At 69.8% G+C, this 26,442-nt stretch carries 25 protein-coding genes and 1 tRNA gene; 5 read left to right on the top strand and 21 right to left on the bottom strand.

Going from position 1 to position 26,442, the window contains the following annotated elements; genetic code table 11:
* Positions 1-14: 14 nt before the first annotated feature.
* The 6 genes from ACIQID_RS14955 to ACIQID_RS14980 form a co-directional block, all read right to left on the bottom strand.
* The gene (locus ACIQID_RS14955) at positions 15-656 is read right to left on the bottom strand and encodes a phosphatase PAP2 family protein (protein WP_312675543.1); all 642 of its coding nucleotides are present in this window, start codon (positions 654-656) and stop codon (positions 15-17) included.
* Positions 657-703: 47 nt separating this feature from the next.
* On the bottom strand, positions 704-1,864 hold the full coding sequence (locus tag ACIQID_RS14960; protein ID WP_071328902.1) for a cystathionine gamma-synthase: 1,161 nt from the start codon (positions 1,862-1,864) through the stop codon (positions 704-706).
* Between the two features lie 54 nt (positions 1,865-1,918).
* Positions 1,919-3,289: a cystathionine beta-synthase gene (locus tag ACIQID_RS14965; protein WP_312675544.1), complete on the bottom strand. Its 1,371-nt coding sequence runs from the start codon at positions 3,287-3,289 to the stop codon at positions 1,919-1,921.
* A 139-nt stretch (positions 3,290-3,428) separates the two neighbouring features.
* Positions 3,429-4,397 (bottom strand): carbohydrate ABC transporter permease, encoded by a 969-nt coding sequence (locus ACIQID_RS14970; RefSeq protein WP_025104231.1) that lies wholly within the window; start codon positions 4,395-4,397, stop codon positions 3,429-3,431.
* The gene (locus ACIQID_RS14975; RefSeq protein WP_312675545.1) at positions 4,397-5,734 is read right to left on the bottom strand and encodes a sugar ABC transporter permease; all 1,338 of its coding nucleotides are present in this window, start codon (positions 5,732-5,734) and stop codon (positions 4,397-4,399) included. Before ACIQID_RS14975 ends, ACIQID_RS14970 begins: the two co-directional genes overlap by 1 nt.
* Positions 5,735-5,845: 111 nt before the next feature.
* Complete coding sequence (locus ACIQID_RS14980; protein ID WP_312675546.1) at positions 5,846-7,168, bottom strand: extracellular solute-binding protein; 1,323 nt, start codon at positions 7,166-7,168, stop codon at positions 5,846-5,848.
* 283 nt (positions 7,169-7,451) lie between these two features.
* Here ACIQID_RS14980 and ACIQID_RS14985 point away from each other — a divergent pair, with 283 nt between their 5' ends.
* Positions 7,452-8,456, top strand: coding sequence for a LacI family DNA-binding transcriptional regulator (locus ACIQID_RS14985; RefSeq protein WP_400286543.1), 1,005 nt, complete (start codon positions 7,452-7,454; stop codon positions 8,454-8,456).
* Between the two features lie 66 nt (positions 8,457-8,522).
* Here the strand turns inward: ACIQID_RS14985 and rplL are convergent, their stop codons facing one another.
* Together rplL and rplJ are read right to left on the bottom strand one after the other, a co-directional pair.
* Positions 8,523-8,906, bottom strand: coding sequence for a 50S ribosomal protein L7/L12 (rplL, locus tag ACIQID_RS14990; RefSeq protein ID WP_025104227.1), 384 nt, complete (start codon positions 8,904-8,906; stop codon positions 8,523-8,525).
* Positions 8,907-8,954: 48 nt separating this feature from the next.
* Positions 8,955-9,443: a 50S ribosomal protein L10 gene (rplJ, locus tag ACIQID_RS14995; protein ID WP_025104226.1), complete on the bottom strand. Its 489-nt coding sequence runs from the start codon at positions 9,441-9,443 to the stop codon at positions 8,955-8,957.
* 404 nt (positions 9,444-9,847) lie between these two features.
* On the opposite strand from rplJ, the gene ACIQID_RS15000 reads away from it, so the two are divergent.
* The gene (locus tag ACIQID_RS15000; RefSeq protein ID WP_312675549.1) at positions 9,848-10,528 is read left to right on the top strand and encodes a YqaJ viral recombinase family protein; all 681 of its coding nucleotides are present in this window, start codon (positions 9,848-9,850) and stop codon (positions 10,526-10,528) included.
* 43 nt (positions 10,529-10,571) lie between these two features.
* Here ACIQID_RS15000 and ACIQID_RS15005 read toward each other — a convergent pair whose 3' ends face one another.
* Complete coding sequence (locus ACIQID_RS15005) at positions 10,572-11,456, bottom strand: LysR family transcriptional regulator ArgP (protein WP_400286548.1); 885 nt, start codon at positions 11,454-11,456, stop codon at positions 10,572-10,574.
* A 69-nt stretch (positions 11,457-11,525) separates the two neighbouring features.
* Between ACIQID_RS15005 and lysE the strand changes: the two genes are divergently transcribed.
* Positions 11,526-12,179 carry an L-lysine exporter gene (gene lysE / locus ACIQID_RS15010; RefSeq protein WP_331202004.1) on the top strand — a complete coding sequence of 218 codons (654 nt, stop codon included), beginning with the start codon at positions 11,526-11,528 and terminating at the stop codon, positions 12,177-12,179.
* Positions 12,180-12,183: 4 nt separating this feature from the next.
* Here lysE and ACIQID_RS15015 read toward each other — a convergent pair whose 3' ends face one another.
* From ACIQID_RS15015 to ACIQID_RS15055, 9 genes are all read right to left on the bottom strand, one after another.
* Complete coding sequence (locus ACIQID_RS15015) at positions 12,184-12,540, bottom strand: iron chaperone (protein ID WP_400286553.1); 357 nt, start codon at positions 12,538-12,540, stop codon at positions 12,184-12,186.
* Positions 12,541-12,580: 40 nt separating this feature from the next.
* Positions 12,581-13,384 (bottom strand): amino acid ABC transporter ATP-binding protein, encoded by an 804-nt coding sequence (locus ACIQID_RS15020; protein ID WP_400286556.1) that lies wholly within the window; start codon positions 13,382-13,384, stop codon positions 12,581-12,583.
* A complete protein-coding gene (locus ACIQID_RS15025) occupies positions 13,371-14,036 on the bottom strand; it encodes an amino acid ABC transporter permease (protein WP_187662191.1) in 666 nt (221 codons plus the stop codon). The genes ACIQID_RS15020 and ACIQID_RS15025 overlap by 14 nt, the downstream gene beginning before the upstream one ends.
* Positions 14,037-14,039: 3 nt before the next feature.
* On the bottom strand, positions 14,040-14,852 hold the full coding sequence (locus ACIQID_RS15030; protein WP_400286559.1) for an amino acid ABC transporter substrate-binding protein: 813 nt from the start codon (positions 14,850-14,852) through the stop codon (positions 14,040-14,042).
* Positions 14,853-15,050: 198 nt separating this feature from the next.
* On the bottom strand, positions 15,051-15,740 hold the full coding sequence (gene rplA, locus ACIQID_RS15035) for a 50S ribosomal protein L1 (protein ID WP_025102336.1): 690 nt from the start codon (positions 15,738-15,740) through the stop codon (positions 15,051-15,053).
* An 11-nt stretch (positions 15,741-15,751) separates the two neighbouring features.
* Positions 15,752-16,183: a 50S ribosomal protein L11 gene (gene rplK / locus ACIQID_RS15040; protein WP_025102337.1), complete on the bottom strand. Its 432-nt coding sequence runs from the start codon at positions 16,181-16,183 to the stop codon at positions 15,752-15,754.
* A 210-nt stretch (positions 16,184-16,393) separates the two neighbouring features.
* Positions 16,394-17,428, bottom strand: a complete 1,035-nt coding sequence (gene nusG, locus ACIQID_RS15045; RefSeq protein ID WP_025102338.1) for a transcription termination/antitermination protein NusG — start codon at positions 17,426-17,428, stop codon at positions 16,394-16,396.
* A 42-nt stretch (positions 17,429-17,470) separates the two neighbouring features.
* On the bottom strand, positions 17,471-17,743 hold the full coding sequence (gene secE / locus ACIQID_RS15050; protein ID WP_025102339.1) for a preprotein translocase subunit SecE: 273 nt from the start codon (positions 17,741-17,743) through the stop codon (positions 17,471-17,473).
* Between the two features lie 39 nt (positions 17,744-17,782).
* A tRNA-Trp gene (locus tag ACIQID_RS15055) sits at positions 17,783-17,855 on the bottom strand.
* Positions 17,856-18,047: 192 nt separating this feature from the next.
* Between ACIQID_RS15055 and ACIQID_RS15060 the strand changes: the two genes are divergently transcribed.
* The gene (locus ACIQID_RS15060; protein ID WP_400286566.1) at positions 18,048-19,868 is read left to right on the top strand and encodes an HSP90 family protein; all 1,821 of its coding nucleotides are present in this window, start codon (positions 18,048-18,050) and stop codon (positions 19,866-19,868) included.
* A gap of 28 nt (positions 19,869-19,896) precedes the next feature.
* Positions 19,897-22,689 (top strand): hypothetical protein, encoded by a 2,793-nt coding sequence (locus ACIQID_RS15065; RefSeq protein ID WP_400286569.1) that lies wholly within the window; start codon positions 19,897-19,899, stop codon positions 22,687-22,689.
* A gap of 62 nt (positions 22,690-22,751) precedes the next feature.
* Here ACIQID_RS15065 and poxB read toward each other — a convergent pair whose 3' ends face one another.
* The 3 genes from poxB to ACIQID_RS15080 all read right to left on the bottom strand — a co-directional run bounded on the left by poxB (position 22,752) and on the right by ACIQID_RS15080 (position 26,441).
* Positions 22,752-24,476 carry a ubiquinone-dependent pyruvate dehydrogenase gene (poxB, locus tag ACIQID_RS15070; RefSeq protein ID WP_400286572.1) on the bottom strand — a complete coding sequence of 575 codons (1,725 nt, stop codon included), beginning with the start codon at positions 24,474-24,476 and terminating at the stop codon, positions 22,752-22,754.
* Between the two features lie 40 nt (positions 24,477-24,516).
* Entirely contained in the window at positions 24,517-24,954 is a 438-nt protein-coding gene (locus ACIQID_RS15075) for a pyridoxamine 5'-phosphate oxidase family protein (RefSeq protein ID WP_400286575.1), read from the bottom strand.
* Between the two features lie 122 nt (positions 24,955-25,076).
* Entirely contained in the window at positions 25,077-26,441 is a 1,365-nt protein-coding gene (locus tag ACIQID_RS15080) for an NAD-dependent succinate-semialdehyde dehydrogenase (protein ID WP_400286578.1), read from the bottom strand.
* Position 26,442: the final 1 nt, after the last annotated feature.

A 26,442-nucleotide genomic window follows, 5' to 3' on the forward strand; every position in this document is an offset into this window, starting at 1 on the left:
TCCTCGGGCGGCGGTCAGGTTCCGCTCAGCCTATCGGCGCGGGCGGTTGCCTCGACGTCGCGTCGCACCCACGGCACCAGCCAGGCCGCGAGCACGAGCACGACCCCGGCACCGACGAACGCCCCGCCGAGCGTGTCCGTCGCCCAGTGCACCGAGAGGAAGGTGCGCGACAGTGCCATGAGCACGATCCACGCGGCACCCACGATCGCCACCCATACCCGCGGGAAGAGCACCCACAGCACGAGAGCGATGGTCGCCGCGTTCGCGGTGTGCCCCGACGGGAAGGAACCGTAGTCGCTCACCACGAGCATGTCGTGCGGTCGGGCGCGGCCGAAGACGTTCTTCAGGAGCTGGACGGCGCCCGCGCTGACGAGGAAGCAGAGCGCCGCGAACAGGGCGCCCCGCCATCGGCGCAGCAGCAGCAGGATCAGGATCGTCAGCAGCGGAACGGCGAGGATGGCAACCCAGCCGCCGCCGATCCAGTTCAGCGCGAGGGCGAAGCTCAGCATCCAGTCCGCGCGGACCGCGCTGATCGTGTCGTTCCACCACTGGTCGAGGCCGGGCGTCTGCGGATACACGAAGACGACGAGAGCGCCGAGGGCAGTGGCCAGGAGGAGGCAGGCGACGCCCCACCACAGCAGCATCCGTCGATTCATCGTCCCATTGTGACGGACGCCCCCGCGATCGCGGGTCGGCGTGCCGGTCAGCGGGCGATGCGGGCGAGACCCTCCTCGAGGTCCGCGATGAGGTCGGCCACGTCCTCGATGCCGACCGAGAGGCGCACGACGTTCTCCGGCACCGCGAGCTCCGTGCCGCGGACCGACGCGTGGGTCATCTCCGGCGGGTAGCCGATGAGCGACTCCACGCCGCCGAGCGACTCGGCGAGCTGGAACACGCGCGTGCTCTCGGCGAAGGCGCGGGCGGCGTCCGCACCCGCGGCGAGGCCGAGCGACAGCATCCCGCCGAAGCCGCTCATCTGCCGCGCCGCGATCTCGTGACCGGGGTGCGACGGGAGGCCGGGATAGAACACCTGCGCGAACTCCGGCCGCGCCTGGGCCCACTCGGCGATGGCCTGCGCGTTCTCGGAGTGCTGGCGCACCCGCACCGCGAGGGTCTTGATGCCGCGGGTCGTCAGCCAGGCGTCCAGAGGCGCCGAGACCGCGCCCACCGCGAACTGCTGGAACTTCACGGCCTCGACGAAGCGGTCGTCGCCGAAGACGACGGCGCCGCCCAGCACGTCGGAGTGCCCGCCCAGGTACTTCGTCGTCGAGTGCACGACGAGGTCGGCGCCGAGCGCGAGCGGCTGCTGCAGAGCCGGCGAGGCGAACGTGTTGTCCACCACGACGAGGGCACCGGCCGCGTGCGCCACCTCGACGATGAGCGCGATGTCGACGACCTTCAGCAGCGGGTTGCTCGGCGTCTCCAGCCACACGATGCGCGTCTCGGGACGGATGGCCGCCCGGATCACGTCGACGTCGGAGAGCTCGACCGTGGTCGTGTCGATCCCCCAGGGCGCGAGCACCTTCGTGAGCAGGCGGTAGGTGCCGCCGTAGACGTCGTTTCCGAGGAGCACATGGTCGCCGGGCTTGAGGATGCCACGGAGCAGCGCGTCCTCGGCCGCGAGACCGGACGCGAACGACAGCGCCCCGACTCCGCCCTCGAGAGCGGCGAGCTGCGTCTCCAGCGAGGAGCGCGTCGGGTTGCCCGCACGGTTGTACTCGTAGCCGTCCCGGAAGCCGCCGATGCCGTCCTGCACGTGCGTCGACGACTGGTAGATCGGTGGGATGATCGCCCCGGTGATCGGGTCGGGCGCCTGCCCGGCGTGGATGGCTCGTGTGGCGAAGGCGTGGTCGTGGTCGGACATGCTCTCAGCCTACGTCCGGCTCCTCCGACCGGTCCCGGCCTGTTACGTCCCGCGTCACCGGGAGAGGTAGCCGAGCAGGTCCTGTCGGGTCAGCACGGTGTGCGGCTTGCCACCCTCGGTGACGAGGAGGGCGTCGGCGTCGGCGAGCGCGGCCCGCGCCTGCGCGACCGGCGCGTGGATGCCGATGAGCGGAAGCCGCTCCCCCACGTGCGCGCCGACGGCATCGCTCGGCTCGGCCTCGCCGCGGAAGAGCAGGTCGAGCAGCCCCTTCTCGTCGACGGTTCCCACGACCTCGCCCATCATCACCGGCGGCTCCGCGCTGAGGACGACGAGCTGCGACACCTCGTACTCCGTCATCATGCCGATCGCTTCGAGCACCGTGTCGGTGGGATGCGCGTGCACGAGGTCGGGAAGGCCGTGCCGGGAGGATCGGGCCGCGAGCACGTCCGCGACCGTCTCCCCCTCCTCCACCTCGCTGAACCCGTACGAGCGCATCCACCCGTCGTTGAAGATCTTGCCCAGGTAGCCGCGCCCGCCGTCCGGCAGGAGCACGACCATGATCGCGTCCGCCGGCAGCTCCTTCGCCACCCGCAGCGCCCCGACCACCGCCATGCCGCTGGAGCCGCCGACGAGGATGCCCTCCTCGCGGGCCAGGCGCCGCGTCATCGCGAACGACTCCGCGTCGCCCACCGCGACGATCTCGTGCGGGACGGCGGGATCGTAGGCACCGGGCCAGATGTCCTCGCCGACGCCCTCGACGAGGTAGGGCCGGCCGGTGCCGCCGCTGTAGACGCTGCCCTCGGGGTCGACTCCGATGATGCGCACCGCGTCGTCCGACACCTCGCGCAGGTAGCGCCCGGTGCCGGTGATCGTGCCGCCCGTCCCCACGCCGGCGACGAAGTGGGTCACGCGCCCGTCGGTGTCGCGCCAGATCTCCGGCCCCGTCGTCTCGTAATGGCTGCGCGGCCCGTTCGGGTTCTCGTACTGGTTCGGCTTGAAGGCCCCGGGGATCTCGCGTGCCAGGCGGTCGCTCACGCTGTAGTACGACTCCGGGCTGTCCGCCGGGACGGAGGTCGGGGTCACGACGACCTCCGCGCCGTAGGCACGGAGCACGTCGATCTTGTCCTCGCCCACCTTGTCCGGGAGCACGAAGACGCACCGGTAACCGCGCTGCTGGGCCACGAGGGCGAGCCCGACGCCGGTGTTGCCGCTCGTGGGCTCGACGATCGTGCCCCCCGGCTGCAGATCGCCCGCGGCCTCCGCGGCGTCGATGATCCGCGCGGCGATCCGGTCCTTCGCCGACCCCCCGGGGTTCAGGTACTCGAGCTTCACGAGCACCGTGCACGCGATGCCCTCGGTGACGTGCTGGAGCTTCACCAGGGGGGTGTCGCCGACGAGGTCGACGATGGAGTCCGCATACTTCATCTGTTCAGGGTACGGCGCGGGCTCCCGCCTCCGGGGCTGTGTTTCACCCGCGCTTCGACAGGCTCAGCGACCCAGAACGTGGGTCCCTGAGCCTGTCGAAGGGGCTGAGCCTGTCGAAGGGGCTGAGCCTGTCGACGGGTCAGCCCTTCGTCGCGCCGGCCAGCAGGCCGCGCACGAAGAAGCGCTGCAGGGCGAAGAACACGATCAGCGGGACGATGATCGAGATGAACGTTCCGGCCGACTGCAGGAACCACTTGTTCCCCCAGGTTCCGGAGAGCGAGTTCAGCGCCTGGGTGATCGGCAGGGCGCCGGGCGAGGCGAAAATCGTCGCGACCAGCAGGTCGTTCCACACCCAGAGGAACTGGAAGATCGCGAAGGAGGCGATCGCCGGAGCCGCGAGCGGCAGGATGATGCGGAAGAACACCTGTCCGTGCCCGGCCCCGTCCACGCGCGCCGCCTCGATGATCTCGCCCGGGATCTCGGAGATGAAGTTGTGGAGCATGAACGTCGCGAGCGGCAGCGCGAAGATCGCGTGCGCGATCCAGACGCGCGCGAAGCTGTACTGCACCTCGTTCAGGCCGAATCCGGGGAAGATCGGCACGTCGTTGATCGTCAGCCCGTCCGAGAACAGGCTCAGCAGCGGCACGAGGGCCATCTGCAGCGGCACGATCTGCAGTGCGAACACGAAGATGAACAGCATGTTCCGACCCTTGAAGTCGATCCACGCGAACGCGTACGCGGCCAGCGACGCCATCACGATCGGGAACACGGTCGCCGGGATGGTGATCGCCAGCGAGTTGATGAAGGCCGTCGCGAGGGTCGTCGAGGTCCCGCCCGAGTTCCACGCCTGCACGTAGTTGTCGAACGTGAACTCCGGGTTGGAGAAGACGGTCCACCAGCCGCTGTTCTGCGTGTCGGCGCCCGGCCGGAACGACGTCACGAACAGCCCGAAGGTCGGGATCGTCCAGAAGAGCGCGATGACCGCGGCCGCGATCGTCGCCCCCTTCGAGGTCAGCTTCTTGTGGGCGGTCGCCTCGTTGCGGCGCGTGTCCCGCGCCACCTGGCGCTTGGTGCGGTTGTCCACGACGGTGGCCTGCGTTGCACTCATCAGCGGATCTCCCTCTGCTTGGCCATCGATCGGGCGTTGTAGATGATCAGCGGCAACACGAACAGGAACAGCACGACGGCGAGCGCCGAGGAATGCCCGTAGCTCTGGAAGCGCTGCTGCTGGTTGACCATCTCGAAGCCGAGGACGCTGGTCTCATCCCGTCCGCCGGTCATCACGGCGACGATGTCGTACACCTTCAGGGAGGCGATCGTGATGGTCGTCAGCACGACGATCAGCGACGACCGGATGCCGGGCACGGTCACGTTGCGGAAGCGCTGCCAGGCGTTCGTGCCGTCGAGCTCGGCCGCCTCCATCTGCTCCACCGGCACGGCCTTGATCGCGGCAGAGAGGATGACCATGGCGAAGCCGGTCTGGGTCCAGATGAACACGATGAGCAGCATGAGCGTGTTGAGGATCGGCTTGATGGCCAGCCACTGCACGGGGTCCCCGCCGAAAGCGGTCACGATCGCGTTGAGGAGACCGATCTGGTCGCCCTGACGGGCGTCGTACATGAACTTCCAGATGATGCCGGCGCCGACGAACGAGATCGCCACCGGCATGAAGACCAGCACCTTGAGGAACTTCTCGCCGCGGGCGCGATCGATGAACACGGCGTAGGCGAGGCCGATGACGACAGAGATCACCGGGGCGAGCAGCGCCCAGATGATGGTGTTGATCACCGACGACGTGCCGACCGGGTTCGTGAAGACCCAGATGTAGTTCTCGAGTCCGACGAACTCGTCCCCCGACTTGTCGAAGAACGACTTGAAGATCGTCGAGATCGCCGGGTAGATGAGACCCAGCAGCAGCATGATCGCCGCGGGGGCCATGAACAGCACGAGCTGGAACAGGTAGCCGGCACCCTGGCGGGCGCGGAAGTCGGCGAAGAAGAGGAGCGCTCCGACGAGGAGCGCGATCGCGACGACGTACACGACGGCGTTCGCATAGGGGCGCAGCAGCAGCAGCGCGAGCACCGGGATGACGAGGCACGCGACCAGCCGCATGACGAAGTAGCCGTTGCCGGGGCGGGGCGCGAACTCGATCAGCACGAGGATGAGGGCCACGACCACGCCGAACACCAGCAGCACGGCGGGGATCTGCACCAGCGGGTTCAGTCCTCCCAGCCACAGGAAGAAGCTGTTGAGCGAGAACCCGATCGTGATCCGCGAGGACTCCTCGGTCGGAGCGGTGAAGACGAGGAGGAGAGCCAGCGCGACGACGACCACGAATCCGATCGCCAGGATCGTGCGCGTGGTCTTCCTCCCCTTCTCGTCGGTGCCGTGCGTCGTCGGCGGCGCGTCAGCCTCGACGGGTTTCTCGATGGTCGCGTGCGACATGAACGTCCCCTTCTGGATCATGCTGGGTTCCCGCGCAGTATGGATGGGTGGAGCGGGGCCGGGCTTGTGCAGCCCGGCCCCGCTCAGCCTGAGAAGATCGCGACGAGGCGATCAGTTCTCGTAGCCGGCCTGGATGTCGGAGAGCACCGTGTCGGTGTCCTTGCCGTCGATCCAGTCGACCATCCCCTTCCAGAACGAGCCCGAGCCGACGGTCGACGGCATCAGGTCGGAAGCGTCGAACCGGAAGGTCGTCGCGTCGTCCTGCATGATGGTCATCGCCTCCTGGAGGAACTCGCTCGAGGCGAGGCTCGGGTCGGCGTTCTTGTTGGCGGAGATGACGCCACCGAGCTCGACACGGGCGTCGGCGAACTCCGGCGATGCCATGAACTCGAGCACCTTCTGGGTGGCCTCGTCGTCGGAGAAGGCCGCGACGAACTCGCCGCCACCCTCGACCTGGAGCTCACCGGCGGTCTCGCCCGGCATGATGAACGCGTAGACGTCGCCGTCCGGCGCGACCTCGGGGACGTTGCCGTCCGCGGTCTCCGTGTCGAGGAAGTTCGCCGACAGGAACGAGGCCTGGTGGGTCAGCGCGCAGTCGCCCTTGGCCACCGCGTTGGCGACGTCGCCGAAGGCGGTGGAGTTGATGCTCTTGACGTCGCCGTAGCCCGCGTTGACGTACTCCGGGTTGAGGAGGATCTCCCCGACCGCGTCGAACGCCTGCTTGATCTCGGGGTCGGTGAACTTCACGTCGCCGGCCACCCAGTCGTCGTAGACGTCGGGGCCCGACTGACGCAGGACGAGGTCCTCGATCCAGTCCGTCCCCGGCCAGCCGGAGGCGGCCTCGGACGCGAACCCGGCGCACCAGGCCGGACCACCGGTCTTCTCGACGATCGTGTCGGTGAGGGCGATCATGTCGTCCCACGTCTCCGGGACCTCGACGCCCCACTCGGCGAACTGCTTCGGCGAGTACCAGACGTAGCCCTTGAGGTTCGCGAGCATCGGCGCCGCGTAGAAGGTGTCGTCGAACGTGCCGTACTTCTTCCAGTCCTCGGACCAGTTCTCGTCGACGGCGGACTCGACCGCCTCCGGTGCCGGCATGACCTTGCCGGTGTCGACGAGGGTCTTGAGCAGACCGGGCTGCGGGACGATCGCGATGTCGGGGGCGTCGCCACCGGTCACCTTGGTGACGATGTTGCCCTCGAAGCCCTTGTCGCCGGTGTACTCGACCTTGATCCCGGTGTCCTTCGTGAACTGCTCGAAGGAGGCGTTCAGGTCGTCGGCCTCGACGCCGGTGATGCCGCCGGAGATCCGGACGGTGTCCTTGGTCTCCCCGCCCTCATCGCCCCCGCCCTCGGCGCAGCCGGCGAGCGCGAGAGACGCGACGCCGACGAGTGCGATGGGGGCGAGCAGGCGGTATCGCTGTGACAAAGCCATGTACTTCTCCTCTTCAGGTGGATCTTCAGTCCGCCCAAGGAGAGCAATCGCCGCAACCATTGGGGAACCGATTCCAGGCCAACCTACTCGCGTTCCTTCCCGCCGTACAACTGGGGAAGGTTACAAGATCACAACCCTTTGACGCGGCAGCGGGGGCTCGGGTGGGAGCGCTCCCAGTTCCATGCGCCTGGAACCGGTTCCTCCCCCGTCCTGGAACGGCTACGATGGCTCCCGGCGAGTGCCCGATCACTCGCCGTCGTGGAACCGGGTCGAGGAGGACACGATGAGCACGATCACCGACGTCGCGATGCGCGCCGGTGTGTCCAAGGCGACGGCCAGCCGCGCACTCAGCGGCCGCGGCTACGTCTCGGAGGAGACCAGGCAGCGGGTGGAGGAGGCGGCGCAGGATCTCGCGTACGTCGCGCACTCCTCCGCCACGAGTCTGGCCACGGGGCGCACCGGCACCATCGGACTGGTGATGCCGCCCGTGGACCGGTGGTTCTTCTCCGAGCTGCTGGCGGGCGTGCAGGAATCGCTGCTCGCGCTCGACCACGACCTGTCGCTCTACGGCGTCCCCGAGCGCACGGAGGCCAGGGAGCGGCTGTTCGAGAGCGTGCTGCCCGGCCGGAGGTTCGACGGCATCATCGCCGTCGGCATCCAGCCCAGCGCCCGTGAGCTGGAGCGACTGCATCGCACCGGGCGCCCGCTCGTGAGCGTGGGCCCGTACAGCGCCGGATCGAGCGCCGTGTCGATCGACGACGCGGCCGCCGCCCGGATCGCCACCGAGCACCTGATCGACCTCGGCCACACCGACATCGCCTTCGTCGGCGGCGCCACGGACGACACCGACCTCAGCTACGGCGACGCCCGACGCCTGGCCGGCTATCGGGAGGCACTGCACGCGGCGGGACTGACCGCGCGGGCGCGGGTCGCCGGAGCGGCCCCCACGATGCCCGGCGGCTACGCGGCGGCGGCGGGCCTGCTCGGCGACCGCCGGCACCGGCCGACCGCCATCGTCGGCGTGTGCGACGAGGCGGCCATCGGCGCCGTGATCGCCGCTCGCCGCCTGGGGATCGCGGTGCCGACCGAACTCAGCGTGGTCGGGATCGACGACCACGAGCACGCGGAGATGTTCGCCCTCACGACCATCGGGCAGTCGCCGCGGGACCAGGGCCGGGAGGCCGTGCGCCTGCTCATGCGGCGGATGAGCGAGCCGGATGCCCCGGTCGAGCGCGTCGAGGCCGCTTCGGCGCTCGTCGTCCGCAGTTCGACCGCGGCGCCGCGCTGACCCCGCGGACGCACGAAGGCCCCGGGCGGAACCCGGGGCCTTCGCAGAAGCGCTGGTGCGCTGGAATTACTTGAGGGTGACGGTCGCGCCGGCCTCTTCCAGAGCAGCCTTGGCCTTCTCGGCCGTCTCCTTGTTGGCGCCCTCGAGGACGGCCTTCGGAGCACCGTCGACGACGGCCTTGGCCTCGCCGAGGCCGAGCGAGGTGAGCTCGCGGACAGCCTTGATGACCTGGATCTTCTTGTCGCCAGCAGCCTCGAGGATGACGTCGAAGGAGTCCTTCTCCTCCTCGGCCGCGGCCTCGCCTGCGCCGCCAGCGGCACCGGCGACGGCGACGGGGGCAGCAGCGGTGACCTCGAACTTCTCCTCGAACGCCTTCACGAACTCGTTGAGCTCGATGAGGGTCAGGCCGGCGAACTGCTCGAGCAGCTCCTCGGTGGAAAGCTTCGCCATGATGTATCTCCTAGATAGATGGGGTTTGTAGACGAGATCGCCGGTCGCTTACGCGGCCTCGGCGGTCTCCAGCTTTTCGCGAAGCGCGTCGATGGTGGCCGCAGCCTTGCCCATCGTCGCCTTCATCATGCCCGCGGCCTTCGCCAGCAGAACCTCACGGCTCTCGAGCGAGGCGTACGTGTTGACCTCGTCGGCGGTGAGGGCCTTGCCCTCGAAGATGCCCGACTTGATCACGAGAAGCGGGTTGGCCTTGGCGAAGTCACGCAGAGCCTTGGCGGTGGCGACGAAGTCACCGTGCACGAACGCGACAGCCGACGGCCCCTTGAGGTCGTCATCCAGCGCGGAGATGCCGGCCTTGTTGGCGGCGATCTTGGTCAGCGTGTTCTTCACCACGGCGTACTCAGCGTCCTGACGGATGCTGTTGCGCAGCTGCTTGAGCTGGGCAACCGTCAGACCGCGGTACTCGGTCAGCAGGACGGCGTTCGAGTTCTCGAATGACTTCGTGAGCTCGTTGACCGATGCATCCTTCTGCGCCATGGTCACTCCTTGGTGTGTACGAGGCGCCGCACGGTGGTGGGGCGCCGGCCTCCGACCCCCTGCAAAAGAGAAGAGCTCCGGCGCAAGCGCACGGAGCTCGGAAGTTCGTGACACCTGCGCGGGCCCCTGCGATGCAGAGCTTCGATCCTGTGCACTCACGCGCACACGATGACCAGCGGTCTTCGGTTATGACCACTGTACCCCACCCCCACCTCTCCCCCAAATCCCCGCTCCCTCGGCCTCTTCCCCTCCTCCTCCTCCTCCTCCGTCGACCCCACCCCTTTCCGCGCATCCCGGCCCCTTACGGCTGCGCGCAGAGAGGCCGGGACGTACGCGAGGGGTGGGTCGGGCGAGGGGCGGCGTGTACGGCGGGGACGGGGGTGGGGGAGAGTTAGAGTCTTCTGGTGACCCCGGAACTCCTCGAACGCATCGTCGCGGACTCCCGCGACCGCGTGGCCTGGATGAGGGCACGATCCCGGGGCATCACGGCCACCGACGTCGCGGGACTCACCAGCGAACGCTCGATCGCCCGTGCCGCCGACGCCAAGCTCGGCGGAGGTCCGCGGTTCGGCGGCAACGCCTACACCGACCACGGCCGCCGTCGGGAGCCGGAGATCGCGGCATGGGTCGCGGCGACGCACGGGATCATGCCGTCCTCCGCCCTGTTCCGGGCCGAGGTCGAGCACCGCCACCTGGCCACCCCGGACGGGATCGCGGTCGACGCGGAGGGGCGCGTCAGCCTCGCGGAGATCAAGACCACCAACAAGGCGTTCCGCGGCATCCCGCGCACCTATCTGCGGCAGGTGTGGTGGCAGCAGCACGTGCTGGGCGCCGAGCGCACCCTGTTCGTCTGGGAGGAGCACGTCGACTTCTCCCCCATCCACGACGAGCCCCGCTGCGTGTGGATCGACCGTGACGACCGTGAGATCGCCAAGCTCGTCGGGCTCGCCACCGACCTCATCGACGAGCTGTACCGCCGGACGACAGGACGTGCGGTGCCGACGCGGTCCGCCTCCCCCGTGGACAGCCGCCGGGAGCAGCTCCGCGAGCGGGACGCCTTCCGCGCCCTCGCCCTCGCCGACTGAACCGACCGGGAAGCCCCCGAGCCGCCGGGACGACCACTCCCCGTCAGGGTTCGCGAGCGAGCACCCGACGCGCCTCCCCCGCGACCTCGGACGCGATCGTGTCGAGGAGCGCGGAGCGCAGGTTCCACTGCTGCCAGTACAGCGCGACGCGCAGGGTCGGGCCGCCGAGCGCCACGAGACCCGGCACCTCCTGCAGTCGGGGGACCATCCCCCAGCCGAGGCCGAGACCGACCGCGAGCGCATAGTCGTGCGAAGCGGGGACGTAGTGCCGGGGAACGCCGGCGGCGGTCACTCCCCGCGCGGCGAGCCACTCGTGCTGCAGGGTGTCCCGTCGGTCGAAGTCGACGAACGGCGCCTTCGCCAGAGCGTCGGCGGTCACCCCGTCCGGGAACCATCGACGGGCATACGCCGGTTCGGCCATGGCCCGGTACTCGAGCACGCCGAGGGGCGTGACCGTGCACCCCGCGACCGCCGTGGCCTCGCTCGTCACCGCCGCCATGACCGTGCCCGATTCGAGCAGACGGGCGGTGAAGTTCTGATCGTCGCGATGAAGATCCAGGTCGATGTCGTGCACGGCCGAGAGCCGGGCCACCGGAGGGAGGAACCAGGTCGCGAGGGAGTCCGCGTTGACGGCCAGGGGCACCGTGATGCGGTGTCCTCCACCGCCCTCCTCGATGCCGACCCCGGCGAGCGCGTCCTGCTCGAGGAGCGCGATCTGCCGGGCAAGGCGCACGACGGATTCCCCGGCCTCGGTGAGCCGGACGGGCTTGCTGCGCACGAGCAGGATCCGCCCGAGCTGTTCCTCGAGCACCTTGAGCCGCTGGCTGACGGCGGAGGGGGTGACGCGCAGCCGGCGGGAGGCGGCATCGAGGGTCCCCTCGTCCGCGACGGCGGCGAGCGTGGCGGCGAGCTCCGGGTCGATCCTCACATCAGCGATGCTAATGGTGCGAAAGGAATCTTCACTGCAGCTCATGTCTCACGCTCGTAGGCTCGAACCATGATCCCTGTTCTCGCCGGTCTCGGCCTCGGCCTGTCGCTCATCGTCGCGATCGGCGCGCAGAACGTCTTCGTGCTGCGCCAGGGCATCCGGCGCGAGCACGTCCTCGCCGTCGTGGTCGTCTGCGCGCTCTCCGACGCCGTGCTGATCATCGCCGGCGTCGCCGGGCTCGGCTTCGTGTTGTCCGCCGCTCCCTGGCTCGTCGTCGTGGCCCGCTGGGCGGGAGCACTGTTCCTGCTCGGGTACGGACTGCTCGCGGCGCGGCGGGCCTGGCGTGGCGGCGAGGAGCTGGTGGTCGACGGGGGCGACGCACCGGTCCTGGAGGCGTCCGGAGGCACCGGCACGCTCACCCGCACCCGCCTCGCCCCGGTGATCCTCACGACGCTGGCGTTGACGTGGCTGAACCCGCACGTGTACCTCGACACGGTGCTGATGCTCGGTTCCATCGCGGCGACGCACGGCGAGGAGCGGTGGCTGTTCGCGGCGGGGGCGGTCGCGGCGAGCCTCCTCTGGTTCACCGCCCTCGGCTTCGGTGCCCGCTACCTCGGACGGTGGCTGCGCACCCCGCGCTCTTGGCGCGTCCTCGACGCGGTGATCGCGGTCGTGATGCTCACGCTGGCGGTGAGCCTGGTGCTCCCGGTGCTGGGCGCCTAGCCGCTCACGCCGCGTCGATCTGCGACACCCGCGCCCGGATGAGGGCGCGGACCGCCTCCTCCGGCAGGGGGTGCTCCGGCTGGAACCGGATCGTGCCCTTGTCGACGCTGATCTCGGGATGACCGTCGAGAAGGCCCGCCACAGCAGCGACCGCCTCCGGGCTGAACGGGTAGACGCCGATGTGCTTCTTCGCACGCATCACCGAGAGCAGCGGCTTGCCGTCGTACACGAGGGCCGGCATCCCGTAGCCCTTGCCCTGCTCCGCATCCGGCACCTCCTCCCCGGCGATCGTGTAGAGGCGATCGATCGCCGCACGGTCTGCGGCGTCGAGATCGGTCAGGTAGTCGTCGATGGTGCCCACGCACCGCATCCTGCCACCGATCGCCCGCGGGGTCGAGGGCTCACGCGCCGTCGAGGGGCCGGAGGATGCGGGTGAGGAACCGCTGCGTGCGCTCATGCTGCGGAGCGCTGAACAGCTCGGCGGGCGGCCCCTGCTCGACGACGACGCCGCCGTCCAGGAAGAGCACATGGTCTGCGGCCTCGCGGGCGAAGCTCAGCTCGTGGGTGACGACGGCCATCGTCCATCCCTCATCGGCGAGCTCCTTGATGACGAGCAGCACCTCTCCCACGAGCTCCGGGTCGAGCGCGCTCGTCGGCTCGTCGAACAGCAGCAGGTCCGGCTGCAGGGCCAGCGCCCGCACGATGCCCACCCGCTGCTGCTGCCCGCCGGAGAGCTGATGCGGCCGCGCGTCCGCCTTGTCGGCGAGACCGACCCGGGCAAGCAGCGCCTGCGCCTCGGCGACGACCTCGGTCTTCGGACGGCCCTGCACCCGCCACGGCCCTTCGATCACGTTCTCCAGCACGGTCAGGTGCGGGAAGAGGTTGTGATGCTGGAACACCATCGCCGACCGGTCGCGCAAGGCGAGCCGCTGCTGCTTCGCGACGCGGGGCTTCGGGCGGACCTCCGGTGCGAAGTCGATCTCCGGGCCCCCGGCCATCGAGATGGTGCCGGCGTCCGGGGTCTCCAGACCGTTCAGGGCGCGCAGGACGGTCGTCTTCCCCGAGCCGCTGGGCCCGATGAGCACCACGACCTCGCCGCGGTGCAGGGCGAGATCGAAACCGCGCAGCACCTCGGTGGTGCCGAAGCTCTTGTGCAGGCCCCGTGCGGTGAGCAGCGGTTCGGCCGTGGGGTCAGTGCGCGACACGACTGTCGAGCCTCCTCTCCAGGGCGCTCTGCCCGAAGGAGAGCACCAGGCAGATCACCCAGTAGACCAGCGCCGCAGCCAGATACAGCACCATGAACTCGAGCGTGGTGGAGGCGATCTGCTGCGCCACCTTGAACAGCTCCGTCACGAGGATCAGCGAGGTGAGGGAGGTGTCCTTCACGAGCGAGATGAACGTGTTGGACAGCGGCGGCACCGACACCCGGGCAGCCTGCGGGAGGATGATACGGGTCAGCGTGCGGGTGCGGTTCATCCCGACCGTATAGGCGGCCTCCCACTGCCCCTTCGGCACCGAGAGGATCGCCGCCCGCACGACCTCGGCACCGTAACCGCCGACGTTGAGCGAGAGCGCGATGATGGCGCTCGGCCACGGATCGAGGGTCACCCCGACGGAGGGCAGGCCGTAGAAGATCACGAAGAGCTGCACGAGCATCGGCGTGCCGCGGATCACCGAGATGTAGAACCGCGCGATGCCGGACACCACCGGATGCACCGATATCCGCATCAGCGCCATGCCGATCGCGATCACGAGCCCCAGGACGAACGACACCAGGGCGAGGGGGATCGTCGCCGTCAGCCCCGCCCAGGCGATCGGCCCGAGCGAGGAGAAGAAGAGCTCCCAGGGATTCTGCATCGCCTACTGCGAGACGTCTTCGCCGAAGTACTTCTCGCTGATCTCGGCCAGGGTGCCGTCGGCACGGAGCTTGTCGAGCGCCTCGTCGACGGCATCGACGAGCGCCTCCTTGTCCTTCGTGAACACGAAGGCCTGCTCCCCGGCGTCGTCGGTCTCCGCGGCGATCTTCAGGCCCGTCGGGCTGTTGGTCGTCTCGTAGTCGAGGAAGGTCAGCTTGTCGTTGACGGTCGCGTCCACCCGCCCCTGGCGGAGGAGCTCCACGGCCTGCGCCCAGCCCTCGACGCCCTCGACCTTGGCGCCGGACTCGGTGGCCAGCTCGTACCAGTTGCTCGTGAGGGACTGGGCCGTCGTCTTGCCCTCGAGGTCGTCGAAGGACGAGATGGAGTCGTCGTCCTCCTTCACCACGATCACGCCGGGCGACACCGTGTACGGGGTACTGAAGAGGTACTTCGCCTCGCGCTCGTCGTTGATCGACACCTGGTTCGCGATCACGTCGAAGCGGCCCGCGTCGAGGCCCGCGAAGATCGCGTCCCACTGCGTCTCCTGGAACTCGACCTTCAGGCCGAGCTCGTCGGCGACGGCCTGGATGATCTCGACGTCGTAGCCGGTGAGGTCGCCGGAGCCGCCGTCGCCGTGGAAGCTGAACGGGCGGTAGGTGCCCTCGGTCGCGACCGTCAGCGTGCCGTCCTTGACCAGGCCGAAGTCGGAGCCCGCGGCGCTCTCGCCGTCCCTGCTCGCAGGCGTGCTGGACCCGCTGCAGGCGGTCAGCGCGGCGGCGACGACGAGTGCGGTGACGGCGATGAGACGACGGGACATGGACCCTCCTGGGGTGAGAAAGCGCGGGTGCGAGTTTACGCGACGACCGCGGGAACTCCCCCACAGTACGCGTCGCCTCCGACCTTGCCCGCATCGGATGACGCCGGATGTCGCGGGCCGAACGGCCCCGGGAATGCAGAACGCCCCCGGGCGGACCCGGGGGCGTTCGGTGCGACGGGTGCGAGACCCGTCGACGCGTCAGATGGCGTTGACGTCCAGCGGGATGCCGGGGCCGAACGTGGTCGACACCGCACCCTTCTGGATGTAACGGCCCTTGGCGCTGGACGGCTTGAGGCGGACGATCTCCTCGAGAGCGGCGTCGATGTTCTCGTTCAGCTGCTCGGCCGAGAACGAGGCCTTGCCGATGACGAAGTGCACGTTGGCGTGCTTGTCGACGCGGAACTCGATCTTTCCGCCCTTGATCTCCTCGACGGCCTTGGCCGGGTTCGGAGTCACGGTGCCGGTCTTCGGGTTCGGCATCAGGCCACGGGGACCGAGCACCTTGCCGAGACGGCCGACCTGGCCCATGAGCTCCGGGGTCGAGACCGCGGAGTCGAAGTTGGTCCAGCCGTCGGCGACCTTCTGGATGAGCTCGGCGCCGCCGACCTCATCGGCGCCGGCGGCGATCGCAGCCTCGGCCGCGGGGCCGGTGGCGAACACGATGACGCGGGCGGTCTTACCGGTGCCGTGGGGCAGGATGACGGTGCCGCGCACCATCTGGTCCGCCTTGCGGGGGTCGACGGCGAGCTTCAGCGCGACCTCGACGGTCGAGTCGAACTTCGCCGAACCGGTCTCCTTCGCGAGCGCGACGGCCTCGGACGGCGTGTAGAAACGGTCTGCCTCGATCTTCTCGGCGGCAGCCTTGTAAGCCTTGGACTTGGTAGCCATGATTATTCTCCTCAGCCCTCGACCGTGATGCCCATGGAACGGGCGGTGCCGGCGATGATCTTCGAGGCGGCCTCGATGTCGTTCGCGTTCAGGTCGGCCTGCTTCTGCTCGGCGATCTGACGGACCTGGTCCTTGGTGATCTTGCCGACCTTGACGGTGTGCGGGGTGGCCGAAGCCTTCTGCACGCCGGCCGCCTTCTTGATGAGCTCCGCCGCCGGCGGGGTCTTCAGGACGAAGGTGAAGCTGCGGTCCTCGTAGACGGTGATCTCGACGGGGATGACGTTGCCGCGCTGCGACTCGGTCGCGGCGTTGTACGCCTTGCAGAACTCCATGATGTTGACGCCATGCTGACCGAGCGCGGGGCCGATCGGCGGCGCCGGGTTGGCGGCACCGGCGTTGATCTGAAGCTTGATCAGGCCGGTCACCTTCTTCTTCGGTGCCATTCTCTTTCCTTTCCTCGAGGCGGATGCGAGCATCCGCTTCTCCCACGGCTCCGGCCTCTCCGGCCCGTGGTCGTCTGCGCGCCCTTCGACAAGCTCAGGGACCCATGCGGGCTGTCGCACAAACCACACAAGTCTACCTGATCTGCGGACGACCCGTGACGCCAACGCAGAACGGCCGCCCCGGAAGAGGCGGCCGTTCTCGTGACAGTGTCAGATCATCTTGGTGACCTGGTCGAACGACAGCTCGACCGGGGTCTCGCGCTCGAAGAGCGACACGAGGACCGTGAGCTTGCCGCTCTCCGGCTTGATCTCGCTGATCGAACCGGGAAGACCCGCGAACGAGCCCTCCTTGATCGTGATGGTCTCGCCGACCTCGAAGTCGACCTCGGCGGGAAGCGGGCGGGCGACGGCGACGCCGCCCTTGGCCGCGATGTTCTTGGCGGTCGGGACGTCCTTGACCTCGACGAGGGACTTCAGCATGTTGAAGGCCTCTTCGAAGCGCAGCGGCGTCGGGTTGTGGGCGTTGCCCACGAAGCCGGTGACGCCGGGGGTGTGCCGCACGACGGACCAGGTGTCTTCCGTGAGCTCCATGCGCACCAGCACGTAGCCGGGGATGCGCACGCGGGTGACCATCTTGCGCTGGCCGTTCTTGATCTCGACGACGTCCTCCATCGGGACCTCGACCTGGTAGATCTCGTCCTCGACCTCGAGCGTCGACTTGCGCTGCTCGATGTTCGCCTTGACCTTGCGCTCGAAGCCGGCGTACGAGTGGATGACGTACCACTTGCCCGGGAGCATGCGCAGGTCCATGCGGAAGGCCTCGTACGGGTCTTCCTCGGAAGCCGACTCGTCCTCGTCGGACTCGGCGGCGGGACGGTCGTCCTCGCCGTTCACGTCGGGCCCCTCGTACGGGGTGACCTCGTCGGCCGCCTCGGCCTCCTGCTCCGCGACCTCTTCGGCCACGGAATCGTTGAGGACCTCGGCGGCGGCTTCGGACTCCGCGGCTTCGTCCAGGTTCAGAGCGTCGTTCACGATGGCGTCCGCCTCCGGGTCGTCGATGTCGATGTCGATGTCTTCCGTCTCCTGCTCGCCGTCCTCGTCCTCGACGTGGACCGCGACGTGCTCGGCAGAGGTGACCGAGAGCTCCTCGGCGGCGAGCACGTTGCCCTCCTGGGCCTCGTCCTCCTCGCTGGACTGCTCTGCGGCGGTCGCCCAGTCGGCGTCGTCGGAATATCGTTCAGACACGTTGCTTCTTCTCCATAGCTGCGGCGGTCGCCGCGGGGGTCATCAGCCAGGGATTCCGAACACGTAGTGCGTCAGGAGCCCGAAGACGTAGTCGAGACCGTAGACGATGCCCATGACGATCAGGACGAAGACGAGCACCACACCCGTGAACTTGAAAAGCTCCTTGCGGGTCGGGGTGACGACCTTGCGCAGTTCGGCGATGACCTGGCGGATGAACAGGGCGATGCCCCCGAAGAACCGGGAGAAGGGGTTGCCCTTCTTCTGGCGCGTGGCGCCGGCCGCGACGACGTCGCCGCGCGGTTCGTCCTGATCCATCCTGAATGTACCTTTCGTGTGTCAGCGTGCGCTGACGCGCAGGGCGGACAGGAATCGAACCTGCAACCTGCGGTTTTGGAGACCGCTGCTCTGCCAATTGAGCTACCGCCCTAGAGACCCGGAGGTCTCGGGGATGCCCTCCCCACCCTGCCACCGGCCGATGTCGTAGACGCCAGGCACGGCGAAAGAATGCAGAGAACAACTGCTCACCAAGCATACGGCATCGATCCGGTGGTGCCGAACAGGAAGCGGAACCCGCGTTGTTGCTAGGCTCGGCGGGCGGACGAAGCAGGAAGGGACGCATGTGAGTGGGGATGTGCAGCAGTTCCAGGTGGATCTGCGCGGAGTCGTCGATCTGCTCAGCCGGCACATCTACTCCAGTCCCCGGGTCTATCTTCGGGAACTGCTCCAGAACGCGAGGGACGCGATCGCGGCACGCCGTGAGGTCGACGGGGGCGGGAGCCGCATCCGCATCACGCCGCTCACCGCGCAGACCGGTGAGTTCGTGCTCCGCGACGACGGGGTGGGGCTGACCGCAGCCGAGGTCGCCGATCTGCTCGCGACCGTCGGACGCAGCTCCAAGCGGGACATCTTCGACCTCCCCCGGAGCGACTTCCTCGGCCAGTTCGGCATCGGGCTGCTGAGCTGCTTCATGGTCGCCGACACCATCGTCATCCGCTCCCGCAGCGCCAGAGGCGGATCCGCGGTGGAGTGGACGGGCAGCGCGGACGGCACGTTCCGCGTCGCGGTGATCGACGACGAGCTGCCGATCGGCACCAGCGTGCACCTCGTCCCCCGCTTCGACGCCGACGAGCTGCTGCGGCCGGCGGCCGTGCACGAGCTCGCGACCACGTTCGGGGAGTTCCTGCCGGTGCGGGTGACCATCGACGCACCCGGTGGGGACATCGACGTCACCCGCGAGCCCCCCTTCCTCGACCCCGCCGCCGACGTCGAGGCGGCCGTGCAGTACGGTCGCGACCTGCTGGGGGCCGCCCCGCTGGACGTGATCCCGCTGAGCGAGCCGGCGACGGGAACGCAGGGCCTGGCCTACGTGCTGCCCTTCGCTCCCCCGCCCGGCGCCCGGCAGGCGACCCGCATGTACCTCGGGCGCATGCTCCTGTCCGAGCGCGTCGACGACGTGCTGCCCGACTGGGCCTTCTTCGTGCGCGCCGTCGTCGACTCCACCGGCCTCGCGCCGACCGCGAGCCGCGAATCCCTCGTCGAGGACACGGCCCTGGAGCACGTCCGGGAGCAGCTCGGCGCCGGGATCCGCCGCTGGGTGCTCGAACTCGGGCTGCGCGAACCGCATCGTCTCGCGCAGTTCGTCGCCGTGCACGAGGTCGGACTCAAGTCCCTGGTGCGCCACGACGAGGAGCTCGCGCGCTTCATCACCCGCTGGCTCACCGTGGAGACGACGCACGGCACGCTGCGGATCGGCGAGCTCGTGGAGCGTTACCCGCACGTGCGCTACGCCCAGACCGTCGACGAGTTCCGCCAGGTGGCGGGCATCTCCCCCTCGGACGAGGTGCTCGTCAACGGCGGCTATCTCTATGACGCGGATCTGATCCGCCTGCTCCCCGACCTGTACCCGCAGGTCACGGTGGAGAAGGTCGACGTGACCGGGGAGCTCGATCGCCTCGACCCGCCGCCGCTCGACGACCGGGACATCGCGATGGCGCTGGAGTCCCGCGCCGGCGCCGTGCTCGCCGCCTCCGACTGCAGCGTCGTGGTGAGGGCGATCGATCGCCCCGAGCTCACCGGACTGTACGTGGCGGACCCCGAGGTGCTGCGGACGATCGATCGCGGACGCACCAAGGGCATCGCGAGCACGCTCTGGGGAGGGGTGCTCGACCGCATCGACCAGACGCTCACCTCCGCGCGAGACGACGACCTCACGGCCCGGCTGTGCCTGAACTGGTCCAACCGCGTCGTCCGCGCCCTCGTCCGTGTCGAGGACGACGCCGTGTTCGCGCGTACGGTCCAACTCCTCTACATCCAGGCGCTCCTCGCAGGACACCACCCCCTCTCCGACGCCGACCGGGCGCTCATGACCAGCGCCCTCTCCGACCTCGTCTCGCTCTCCGCCGGCATCGAGGGGGACACGCTCCCCTTCGACGCGCGCTGACACCCCCGACTACCCGAAAGGGCCCTCCATGGCACGTCCGAAGAAGCGCTTCCAGCAGCTCATCGAGGAGATCGACCGCACCCCGTGGGGCCCGGCGGAGCAGGCACTCGTGGCGGAGGCGGTGGCGCTGGCCGTCGAGATCGGCGACGAACGGCTGGAGTACGAGGCCCGGATGCGGCAGACCGCGTCGGCGAACATGGTCGGGGCCACCGACGTCATGCTCAACTCCTTCGCCTGGTGCCTCGCGCACCACGACGCCGACCCGCAGCGGTTCCCCGCCGACCTCGACAACGGCGGCGCCGACCTCATGTGGCAGTTCAAGTGGATGGCGTCGTCCCTGCGCTCCTCCCCCGCCTTCTCGCAGGAGCAGATCGCCGCGGTGCTCGATGACATGGAGGCGCACTACCGCGCCGCAGGTCTCGGCCTCAGCGGCGTGCTGACCGCGCGTTTCGAGGACGCCTGGGACGCGGGCCGGTTCGACGCCGCCGAAGCCCTGCGCGTGCAGCTCGAGGCCACGCCGCGCGACGAGCACAGCCACTGCGACGCGTGCAGCCGCAGCCAGTTCGCAGGATTCTTCGCGGAGACCGATCGCGACGCCGAGGCCATCCGCCTCGTCGAGGAGATGATCGAAGGCGGCTTCTCCTGCGGCGAGGAGCCGGAGCATGCGCTCTCCCGCGTCCTCCTCCCGTACCTCCGCGCCGGCCGCACGGAGGAGGCGAAGACCGCGCACCTGCGCAGCTACCGCCTGGCGAAGGACAACCCCGACAACCTGCGCATCGTGGCCAACAACATCGTGTTCGCCGCGATCACCGGCAACGAGGCGCGGGCACTGGCCCTGATCGAGAAGCACATCGCGTGGCTCGCCCACGACGGCCTCAACGTCGACGCGCACTTCGCCGCCCTCACCGCGTTCGCCGTCGCCCTCGACCGCGTCACCGCCGCCGGTCACGGCGACACCCCGGTCCGCGGTGCCGACGCCCCCGCGCTCGTGTCGCTGCTCGGTGCGCACGACGGCCCGTGGAGCGCGGCCGACCTGGCAGCGACCGCCTGGTCGACGGCGGAGCGCATCGGCGCGGACTTCGACGAGCGGGACGGCACCGACGGCCACGCCCGCAGCCTCGCCCGGATGCGTGCTCTCGCCGACGAGAGCTACGACGTCCCGATCCGCTCCGACGCGTTCGTCGCTCCGGCTCCGGCCACCGCTCCGGCGGATCCGCAGGCCTGGTACGAGCGGGCGATGCAGCTCGCGCAGTTCGGCGCCGAGCAGGAGACCCTCGCGGCCCTCCCGCACGCCCTGGAGACCGACGACGACACCCAGCGCGCGCAGCTCCTGTCGATGCACCTCGGCATCCTCGTCGCGCTCGACCGCGTGGAAGAGGCCGAGCGCCTGCTTCCCGACCGGATCGCCGCGCTGCGGGCCGCCGGGAACGACGCGCAGGCCGACCTCGAGGAGCGTCTGGGCCTGGCGACGTTCGGCCTGCACACCGACGAGACCATGGCGGCGCTCGAAGAGGAACTGGCCGAGGCCGACCGTCTTCCCGCGTGGTCGCGCGGCGACCTGGCGATCAGCCGCGCATCGCTGCACCTCCGGGCGGAGGAGCCGGATGCGGCGCTCGACCTCGCCGAACTCGCCGCCCGCTCGTTCGCGGAGGCCGAGGACACCCGGCTGTCCAACACCACGACCCTCGTGGCGATCGGCGCGGTGCTGAGCAAGGGCGACCTCGACGCCGGCCGCACGCTCCTCGACCGGTTCCTCGCCCAGGACGACCTCTCCGCCGGCCATCGGGCCCACGCGCTGCAGACCCGGGCCCGCGTGCGCGGCGGCACGGGTGCGTACCAGGACGGGGCCGTCGACGCCGACGAGGTGTGCCGCCTGCTCGCCGAACTCGGCGCCACCCGTGCTCTCGCCGACGCGCACGTGCTCGCGGGGGCGCTCTGGGAGGACGCCGAGCAGCCCGAGAAGGCCGTCACGCGCTACCGTCTGGCCGCCCGGCTCCAGGACGAGAGCGATCGCACCGGTGTGGACTTCCGGCTGGCCAGGGCGATGCTCCGCGCGGGAGACGCGGAAGAGGCCGCGGAGCTCTTCGGCGACGTGCTCCAGCGCGAGGAGGTCGCCGAGACCCCCGCCGGCTCCCGCGCCATGACCGCCTCCCTCCTGGCGCGGTCGCTCGCCGAGTCCGGAGAGTACGGACAGGCGGTCGGAGCGCACGGCTACGCGGCCGAGCTGTTCGGGCAGGCGGAGGCGCACGCCGACCAGGCCATGGCCATGACGGAGCAGGCGAAGATCCTCGCCCGGTTCGAGGAGCACGACGACGCCGTCCGGCTGCTGGAGGGCGCTGCGGACATCGTGCGTCGCGCTCCGGAGGCCGTCGGCGCGCTGTCCGAGGTGCTGCACAGTCTCGGGCAGGCCTACGCCGGCCGCCGCGACGAGCGCGCGTTCCCCCTCTTCGACGAAGTCGCCGCCCTGGCCCAGCAGCACGAAGCCGACTGGCTGCTCGCCGATGTGACCGACTCCCGCGGCCGGGCGCTGGCCGAGCTGGGCCGGATCGATGAAGCCGTCGCCGCCGCCCTCACCGCGGCGGACGGCTTCGCCGCGCTGGGCGATCAGGGGGCGGCCGGCAGCTCGGAGCTGTTCGCGGGGCGCGTCCTCGCGGGGAACGACCGTCCGGCCGACGCCGTGCCCGTGTACCGGAGCGCCCTGGACCATGCCGAGAGCTTCCCGCCGCTGCGTCAGGTGACGGCGCTGGAACTCGGCGATGTGCTGGAGGCGCTGGGGCGGCACGCCGAGGCCACCGAGGTCAGGGCTCTCGTCGAGAGCTGAGGCGACACCGGCCCGGGATCCGCAGAGGGTCCCGGGCCGGCGTCACGTGGCGGAGGGCCGCGTCAGAAGAGCTGACGCCAGTTCGCCCGTGCGAGGTCGAGCAGCTCGTCTCCGCGACCCGACATGACCGTGCGGATCGCGTAGAGCGCGAAGCCCTTGACCTGCGCGGCCTCGATCGCGGGCGGCATGGACAGCTCCTGCCGCTCGGTCACGACGTCGAGCAGCGCGGGACCGTCGTGCGCGAGGACCTCGCGGACGGCCTCCGGCAGATCCTCGCTGCGCTCCACCCGACGCGCGAAGATCCCCATGGCCTCGGCGATCGCGGCGAAGCTGGGGTTGTCGAGCCCCGTGCCGTAGGTGACGAAGCCGGCGGCCTTCATCTCCAGCTCCACGAAGTTCAGCGATGAGTTGTTCACCACGATCGTCTTGACCGGGAGTCCGTTCTGGGTGAGCGTGAGCAGCTCGCCGAGCATCATCGCGAGGCCGCCGTCGCCGGCGAGCGCCACGACCTGACGATCCGGATGCGCGACCTGCGCGCCGATGCCGTGCATCAGGGCGTTCGCCATCGAGCCGTGCGTGAACGATCCGATCAGCCGGCGCCCCTCGGTCATGGACAGGTACCGCGCGGCCCAGACGGTCGGCGAGCCCACGTCGGCGGTGAAGATCGCGTCGTCGGCGGCGTACTCGTCCAGCAGGCGTGCCAGGTACTGCGGGTGGATGGGGCGCGCGCCCTTCGCCGGCACCGCGAGCTCGTCGAGCTTCTTCCGCGTCTTCCGGTAGTGGGCCACGGCGTCGTCGAGGTGGCCGCGGTCGTCCTTCCGGGCGATGCGGGGCAGCAGGGCTTCGGCGGTCGCCTTCACGTCACCGACGAGGCCGAGGTCGAGCGGGTGGCGCTTGCCGAGCTGGGACCCGCGGATGTCGACCTGGATGGTGGTCGCGTGATCCGGGTAGAACTGCTCGTACGGGAAGTCGCTGCCGAGGACGAGGAGCGTGTCGGCGGCCTCCATGGCCCGGTATCCCGACGCGAAGCCGAGCAGCCCGGTCATCCCGACGTCGAACGGGTTGTCGTATTCGATGAACTCCTTGCCGCGCAGCGCGTGGACGATGGGGGCTCCGAGCGCGTCGGCGAGCGCGATCACCTCGTCGTGCGCGCCCTCCACGCCGGCCCCGGCCAGGATGGTGACCTTCTTGGCGGCGTTCAGCATCGTCGCGGCCTTCTCCAGTTCCGGGCCACTGGGCTGGATCAGGGGGCGGGTGCGCTCGATCACCACGGCGCGGTCGTGCGCGATCTCGGACAGCGCCACGTCACCGGGGATCACGAGGACGGCGACGCCGCGCTGCTCGATGGCCGCGCGCATCGCGATCTCCATCAGCCGCGGCATCTGCGACGGGTCAGCGACGTACTCGACGTACACGCTGCACTCGCGGAACAGCTCCTGCGGGTGGGTCTCCTGGAAGTACCCGGTGCCGATCTCGACGGTCGGGATGTGCGCGGCGATGGCGAGCACCGGCACCCGGGAGCGCTGCGCGTCGTACAGGCCGTTGATGAGGTGCAGGTTGCCGGGGCCGCACGAGCCCGCCACGACGGCCAGGTCGCCGGTGGTGCCGGCGTCGGCCGCGGCGGCGAAGGCCGCGGACTCCTCGTGGCGCACGTGCACCCACCGGATCCGGCCGTCCTTGCGGAGGGCGTCCGTGAGTCCGTTCAGGGAGTCGCCCGGGATGCCGTAGACCCGGTCGACTCCGTTGGCGTTCAGAGTCTTGACGATGTTCTCAGCGACGTTGGCCATACCCCGACCCTACGCCCGCCCCGGCCTCCCCGGGCCGGGCTCAGTACTCCTGCGGGCCGTCCCGGTCGGGCTCGGGATCGCGTCGGAACGCGCGGCCGGACACCGATGCCGGGGCGATGCGCACGTACACGCGCTTGTCGGTCGGGATCCACGGGCGCAGACCCGCCGCCTCCGCCCGCTCGATGTCGGCGTCGGTCTCCAGAGCCTCCGCACGCCCGCGCACGATGACGCTCCAGGCGGCGGTGTCCGTGTGGTCGTCGACCTCGAAGAGCACGTCGGCGTTGACCGTCAGCTCGAACAGCTTGCTCCCGGGCGCCGTGCGGAACAGGAGTCGTTCGCCGTCGACGGCGTAGTTCACGGGGAAGATGTCGATGGTCTCGCCGACCCTCGTGACGAGCCGCCCGAGCTCCTGGCTGCGCAGGTGCTCCCAGCTCTGCTCCGCGGTGAGGGACTGGACCGGATCCGTGTGCGCACTCATGCCGCCATTGTGCCTCGTCCGTCCTCGACGCGCACCCCGTCGACCCGGCCCCTCTCGTGCGAGCAGCCCCCTTGCGTGCGTACGCAAGGGGGCCGCTCGGCCGCAAGGGGGTGGGTCGACGGTCAGCCGATGCGGATCAGCTTCTTGTTGACGAACTCGTCGGCGGCCAGGTGGCCGAGCTCGCGGGCCGTGCCGCTGCGCTTGATGCCGCCGAACGGGAGCTCGGGGCTGTCGGCGAGCACGAGGTTCACGTAGACCATGCCGGCCTCGATCCGGTCGGCCACCCGCTCCGCCTGCGCCTCGTCCGTCGTGAAGACGTAGGAGCCGAGACCGAACGTGGTGTCATTGGCCAGCGCGACCGCCGCATCCTCGTCCGCGACGCGGTACACGACCGCCGCGGGGCCGAACAGCTCCTCGCGGTAGACGTCCATCTCCGGCGTCACGTCGGCGAGCACGGTCGGTGCGAAGAACGCCCCGTCCCGCGTGCCGCCCGTGAGCAGGGTCGCGCCCTGGGCCACGGCGGTGTCGATCTGCTTCTGCAGGTTCTCCGCCGCCGCCTCCGACGAGACCGGACCGAGGACCGTGTCGTCGAGCGTGGGATCGGTCGCCTCGACGGCCGCCATCGCCGCCGTGAACTTCTCCACGAACGCGTCGTAGAGGTCGTCGACGATGATGAAGCGCTTGGCGCCGTTGCAGGCCTGACCGTTGTTGTCGAGCCGCGCATCCACACCCGCCTGCACGGTGGCGTCGAGGTCGTCGGTGGAGAGCACGAGGAACGGGTCGGACCCGCCGAGCTCCAGCGCGACCTTCTTGAGGTTGCGCCCCGCGACCTCGGCGACCGCGGCGCCGGCGCGCTCGGACCCGGTCAACGACACGCCCTGCACCCGCCAGTCCGCGATCATCGCCGCGATCTGGTCGTTCGTGGCGAGCACGTTCTGGTACGCGCCCTTCGGGAAGCCGGCGTCGTGGTAGATCGCCTCGATCGCGCTCGACGACTCCGGGCACTGCGGCGCGGGCTTCAGGAGGATCGTGTTGCCGACGATCAGGTTCGGCGCGGCGAAGCGCACGATCTGGTACGCCGGGAAGTTCCACGGCATGATGCCCACGAGCGGCCCCAGCGAGGAACGGCGGATGATCGCCGATCCCTCCCCGAGGATCTTGATGGGCTGGTCGGCCATGATGTCCTCGGCCTGGTCCGCGTAGTACTCGGCGATGTCGGCGGCGAAGTCGACCTCGCCGAGCGCGGCCTCCCGCGGCTTGCCCATCTCGCGCACGAAGATGTCGGCCAGCTCCTCGCGGCGCTCCCGGTGCAGCTCGGCCGCACGGCGCAGCAGCGCGGCACGGTCGGCGACCGTCGTGGAGCGCGACCACTCGCGGTGCGCCTCGTCGGCGGCTGCGACGGCCTCCTCGATCCGGGCGTCGGTGAACGTGTCGTACGACGCCAGGGTCTCGCCGGTGGCGGGGTTGACGACGGCGTAGTCGGTCATG

The sequence above is a fragment of the Microbacterium sp. NPDC091676 genome (genome assembly GCF_044756645.1).
Classification (GTDB): Bacteria; Actinomycetota; Actinomycetes; order Actinomycetales; family Microbacteriaceae; genus Microbacterium; species Microbacterium paraoxydans_D.

Excerpts from the sequence above, each read along its gene's own strand:
- ACIQID_RS14980 (WP_312675546.1), bottom strand. The coding sequence starts at position 7,168 with ATGGCTTTGTCACAGCGATACCGCCTGCTCGCCCCCATCGCACTCGTC.
- ACIQID_RS15080 (WP_400286578.1), bottom strand. The coding sequence starts at position 26,441 with ATGACCGACTACGCCGTCGTCAACCCCGCCACCGGCGAGACCCTGGCG.
- ACIQID_RS15025 (WP_187662191.1), bottom strand. The coding sequence starts at position 14,036 with ATGCAGAATCCCTGGGAGCTCTTCTTCTCCTCGCTCGGGCCGATCGCC.
- ACIQID_RS14970 (WP_025104231.1), bottom strand. The coding sequence starts at position 4,397 with ATGAGTGCAACGCAGGCCACCGTCGTGGACAACCGCACCAAGCGCCAG.
- ACIQID_RS15075 (WP_400286575.1), bottom strand. The coding sequence starts at position 24,954 with ATGAGTGCGCACACGGATCCGGTCCAGTCCCTCACCGCGGAGCAGAGC.
- rplK (WP_025102337.1), bottom strand. The coding sequence starts at position 16,183 with ATGGCACCGAAGAAGAAGGTGACCGGCCTGATCAAGCTTCAGATCAAC.
- poxB (WP_400286572.1), bottom strand. The coding sequence starts at position 24,476 with ATGGCCAACGTCGCTGAGAACATCGTCAAGACTCTGAACGCCAACGGA.
- ACIQID_RS14965 (WP_312675544.1), bottom strand. The coding sequence starts at position 3,289 with ATGAAGTATGCGGACTCCATCGTCGACCTCGTCGGCGACACCCCCCTG.
- secE (WP_025102339.1), bottom strand. The coding sequence starts at position 17,743 with ATGGATCAGGACGAACCGCGCGGCGACGTCGTCGCGGCCGGCGCCACG.
- lysE (WP_331202004.1), top strand. The coding sequence starts at position 11,526 with ATGATCCCTGTTCTCGCCGGTCTCGGCCTCGGCCTGTCGCTCATCGTC.
- ACIQID_RS14975 (WP_312675545.1), bottom strand. The coding sequence starts at position 5,734 with ATGTCGCACGCGACCATCGAGAAACCCGTCGAGGCTGACGCGCCGCCG.
- ACIQID_RS15030 (WP_400286559.1), bottom strand. The coding sequence starts at position 14,852 with ATGTCCCGTCGTCTCATCGCCGTCACCGCACTCGTCGTCGCCGCCGCG.
- ACIQID_RS14955 (WP_312675543.1), bottom strand. The coding sequence starts at position 656 with ATGAATCGACGGATGCTGCTGTGGTGGGGCGTCGCCTGCCTCCTCCTG.
- ACIQID_RS14960 (WP_071328902.1), bottom strand. The coding sequence starts at position 1,864 with ATGTCCGACCACGACCACGCCTTCGCCACACGAGCCATCCACGCCGGG.
- rplA (WP_025102336.1), bottom strand. The coding sequence starts at position 15,740 with ATGGCTACCAAGTCCAAGGCTTACAAGGCTGCCGCCGAGAAGATCGAG.
- ACIQID_RS15065 (WP_400286569.1), top strand. The coding sequence starts at position 19,897 with ATGGCACGTCCGAAGAAGCGCTTCCAGCAGCTCATCGAGGAGATCGAC.
- rplJ (WP_025104226.1), bottom strand. The coding sequence starts at position 9,443 with ATGGCGCAGAAGGATGCATCGGTCAACGAGCTCACGAAGTCATTCGAG.
- rplL (WP_025104227.1), bottom strand. The coding sequence starts at position 8,906 with ATGGCGAAGCTTTCCACCGAGGAGCTGCTCGAGCAGTTCGCCGGCCTG.
- ACIQID_RS14985 (WP_400286543.1), top strand. The coding sequence starts at position 7,452 with ATGAGCACGATCACCGACGTCGCGATGCGCGCCGGTGTGTCCAAGGCG.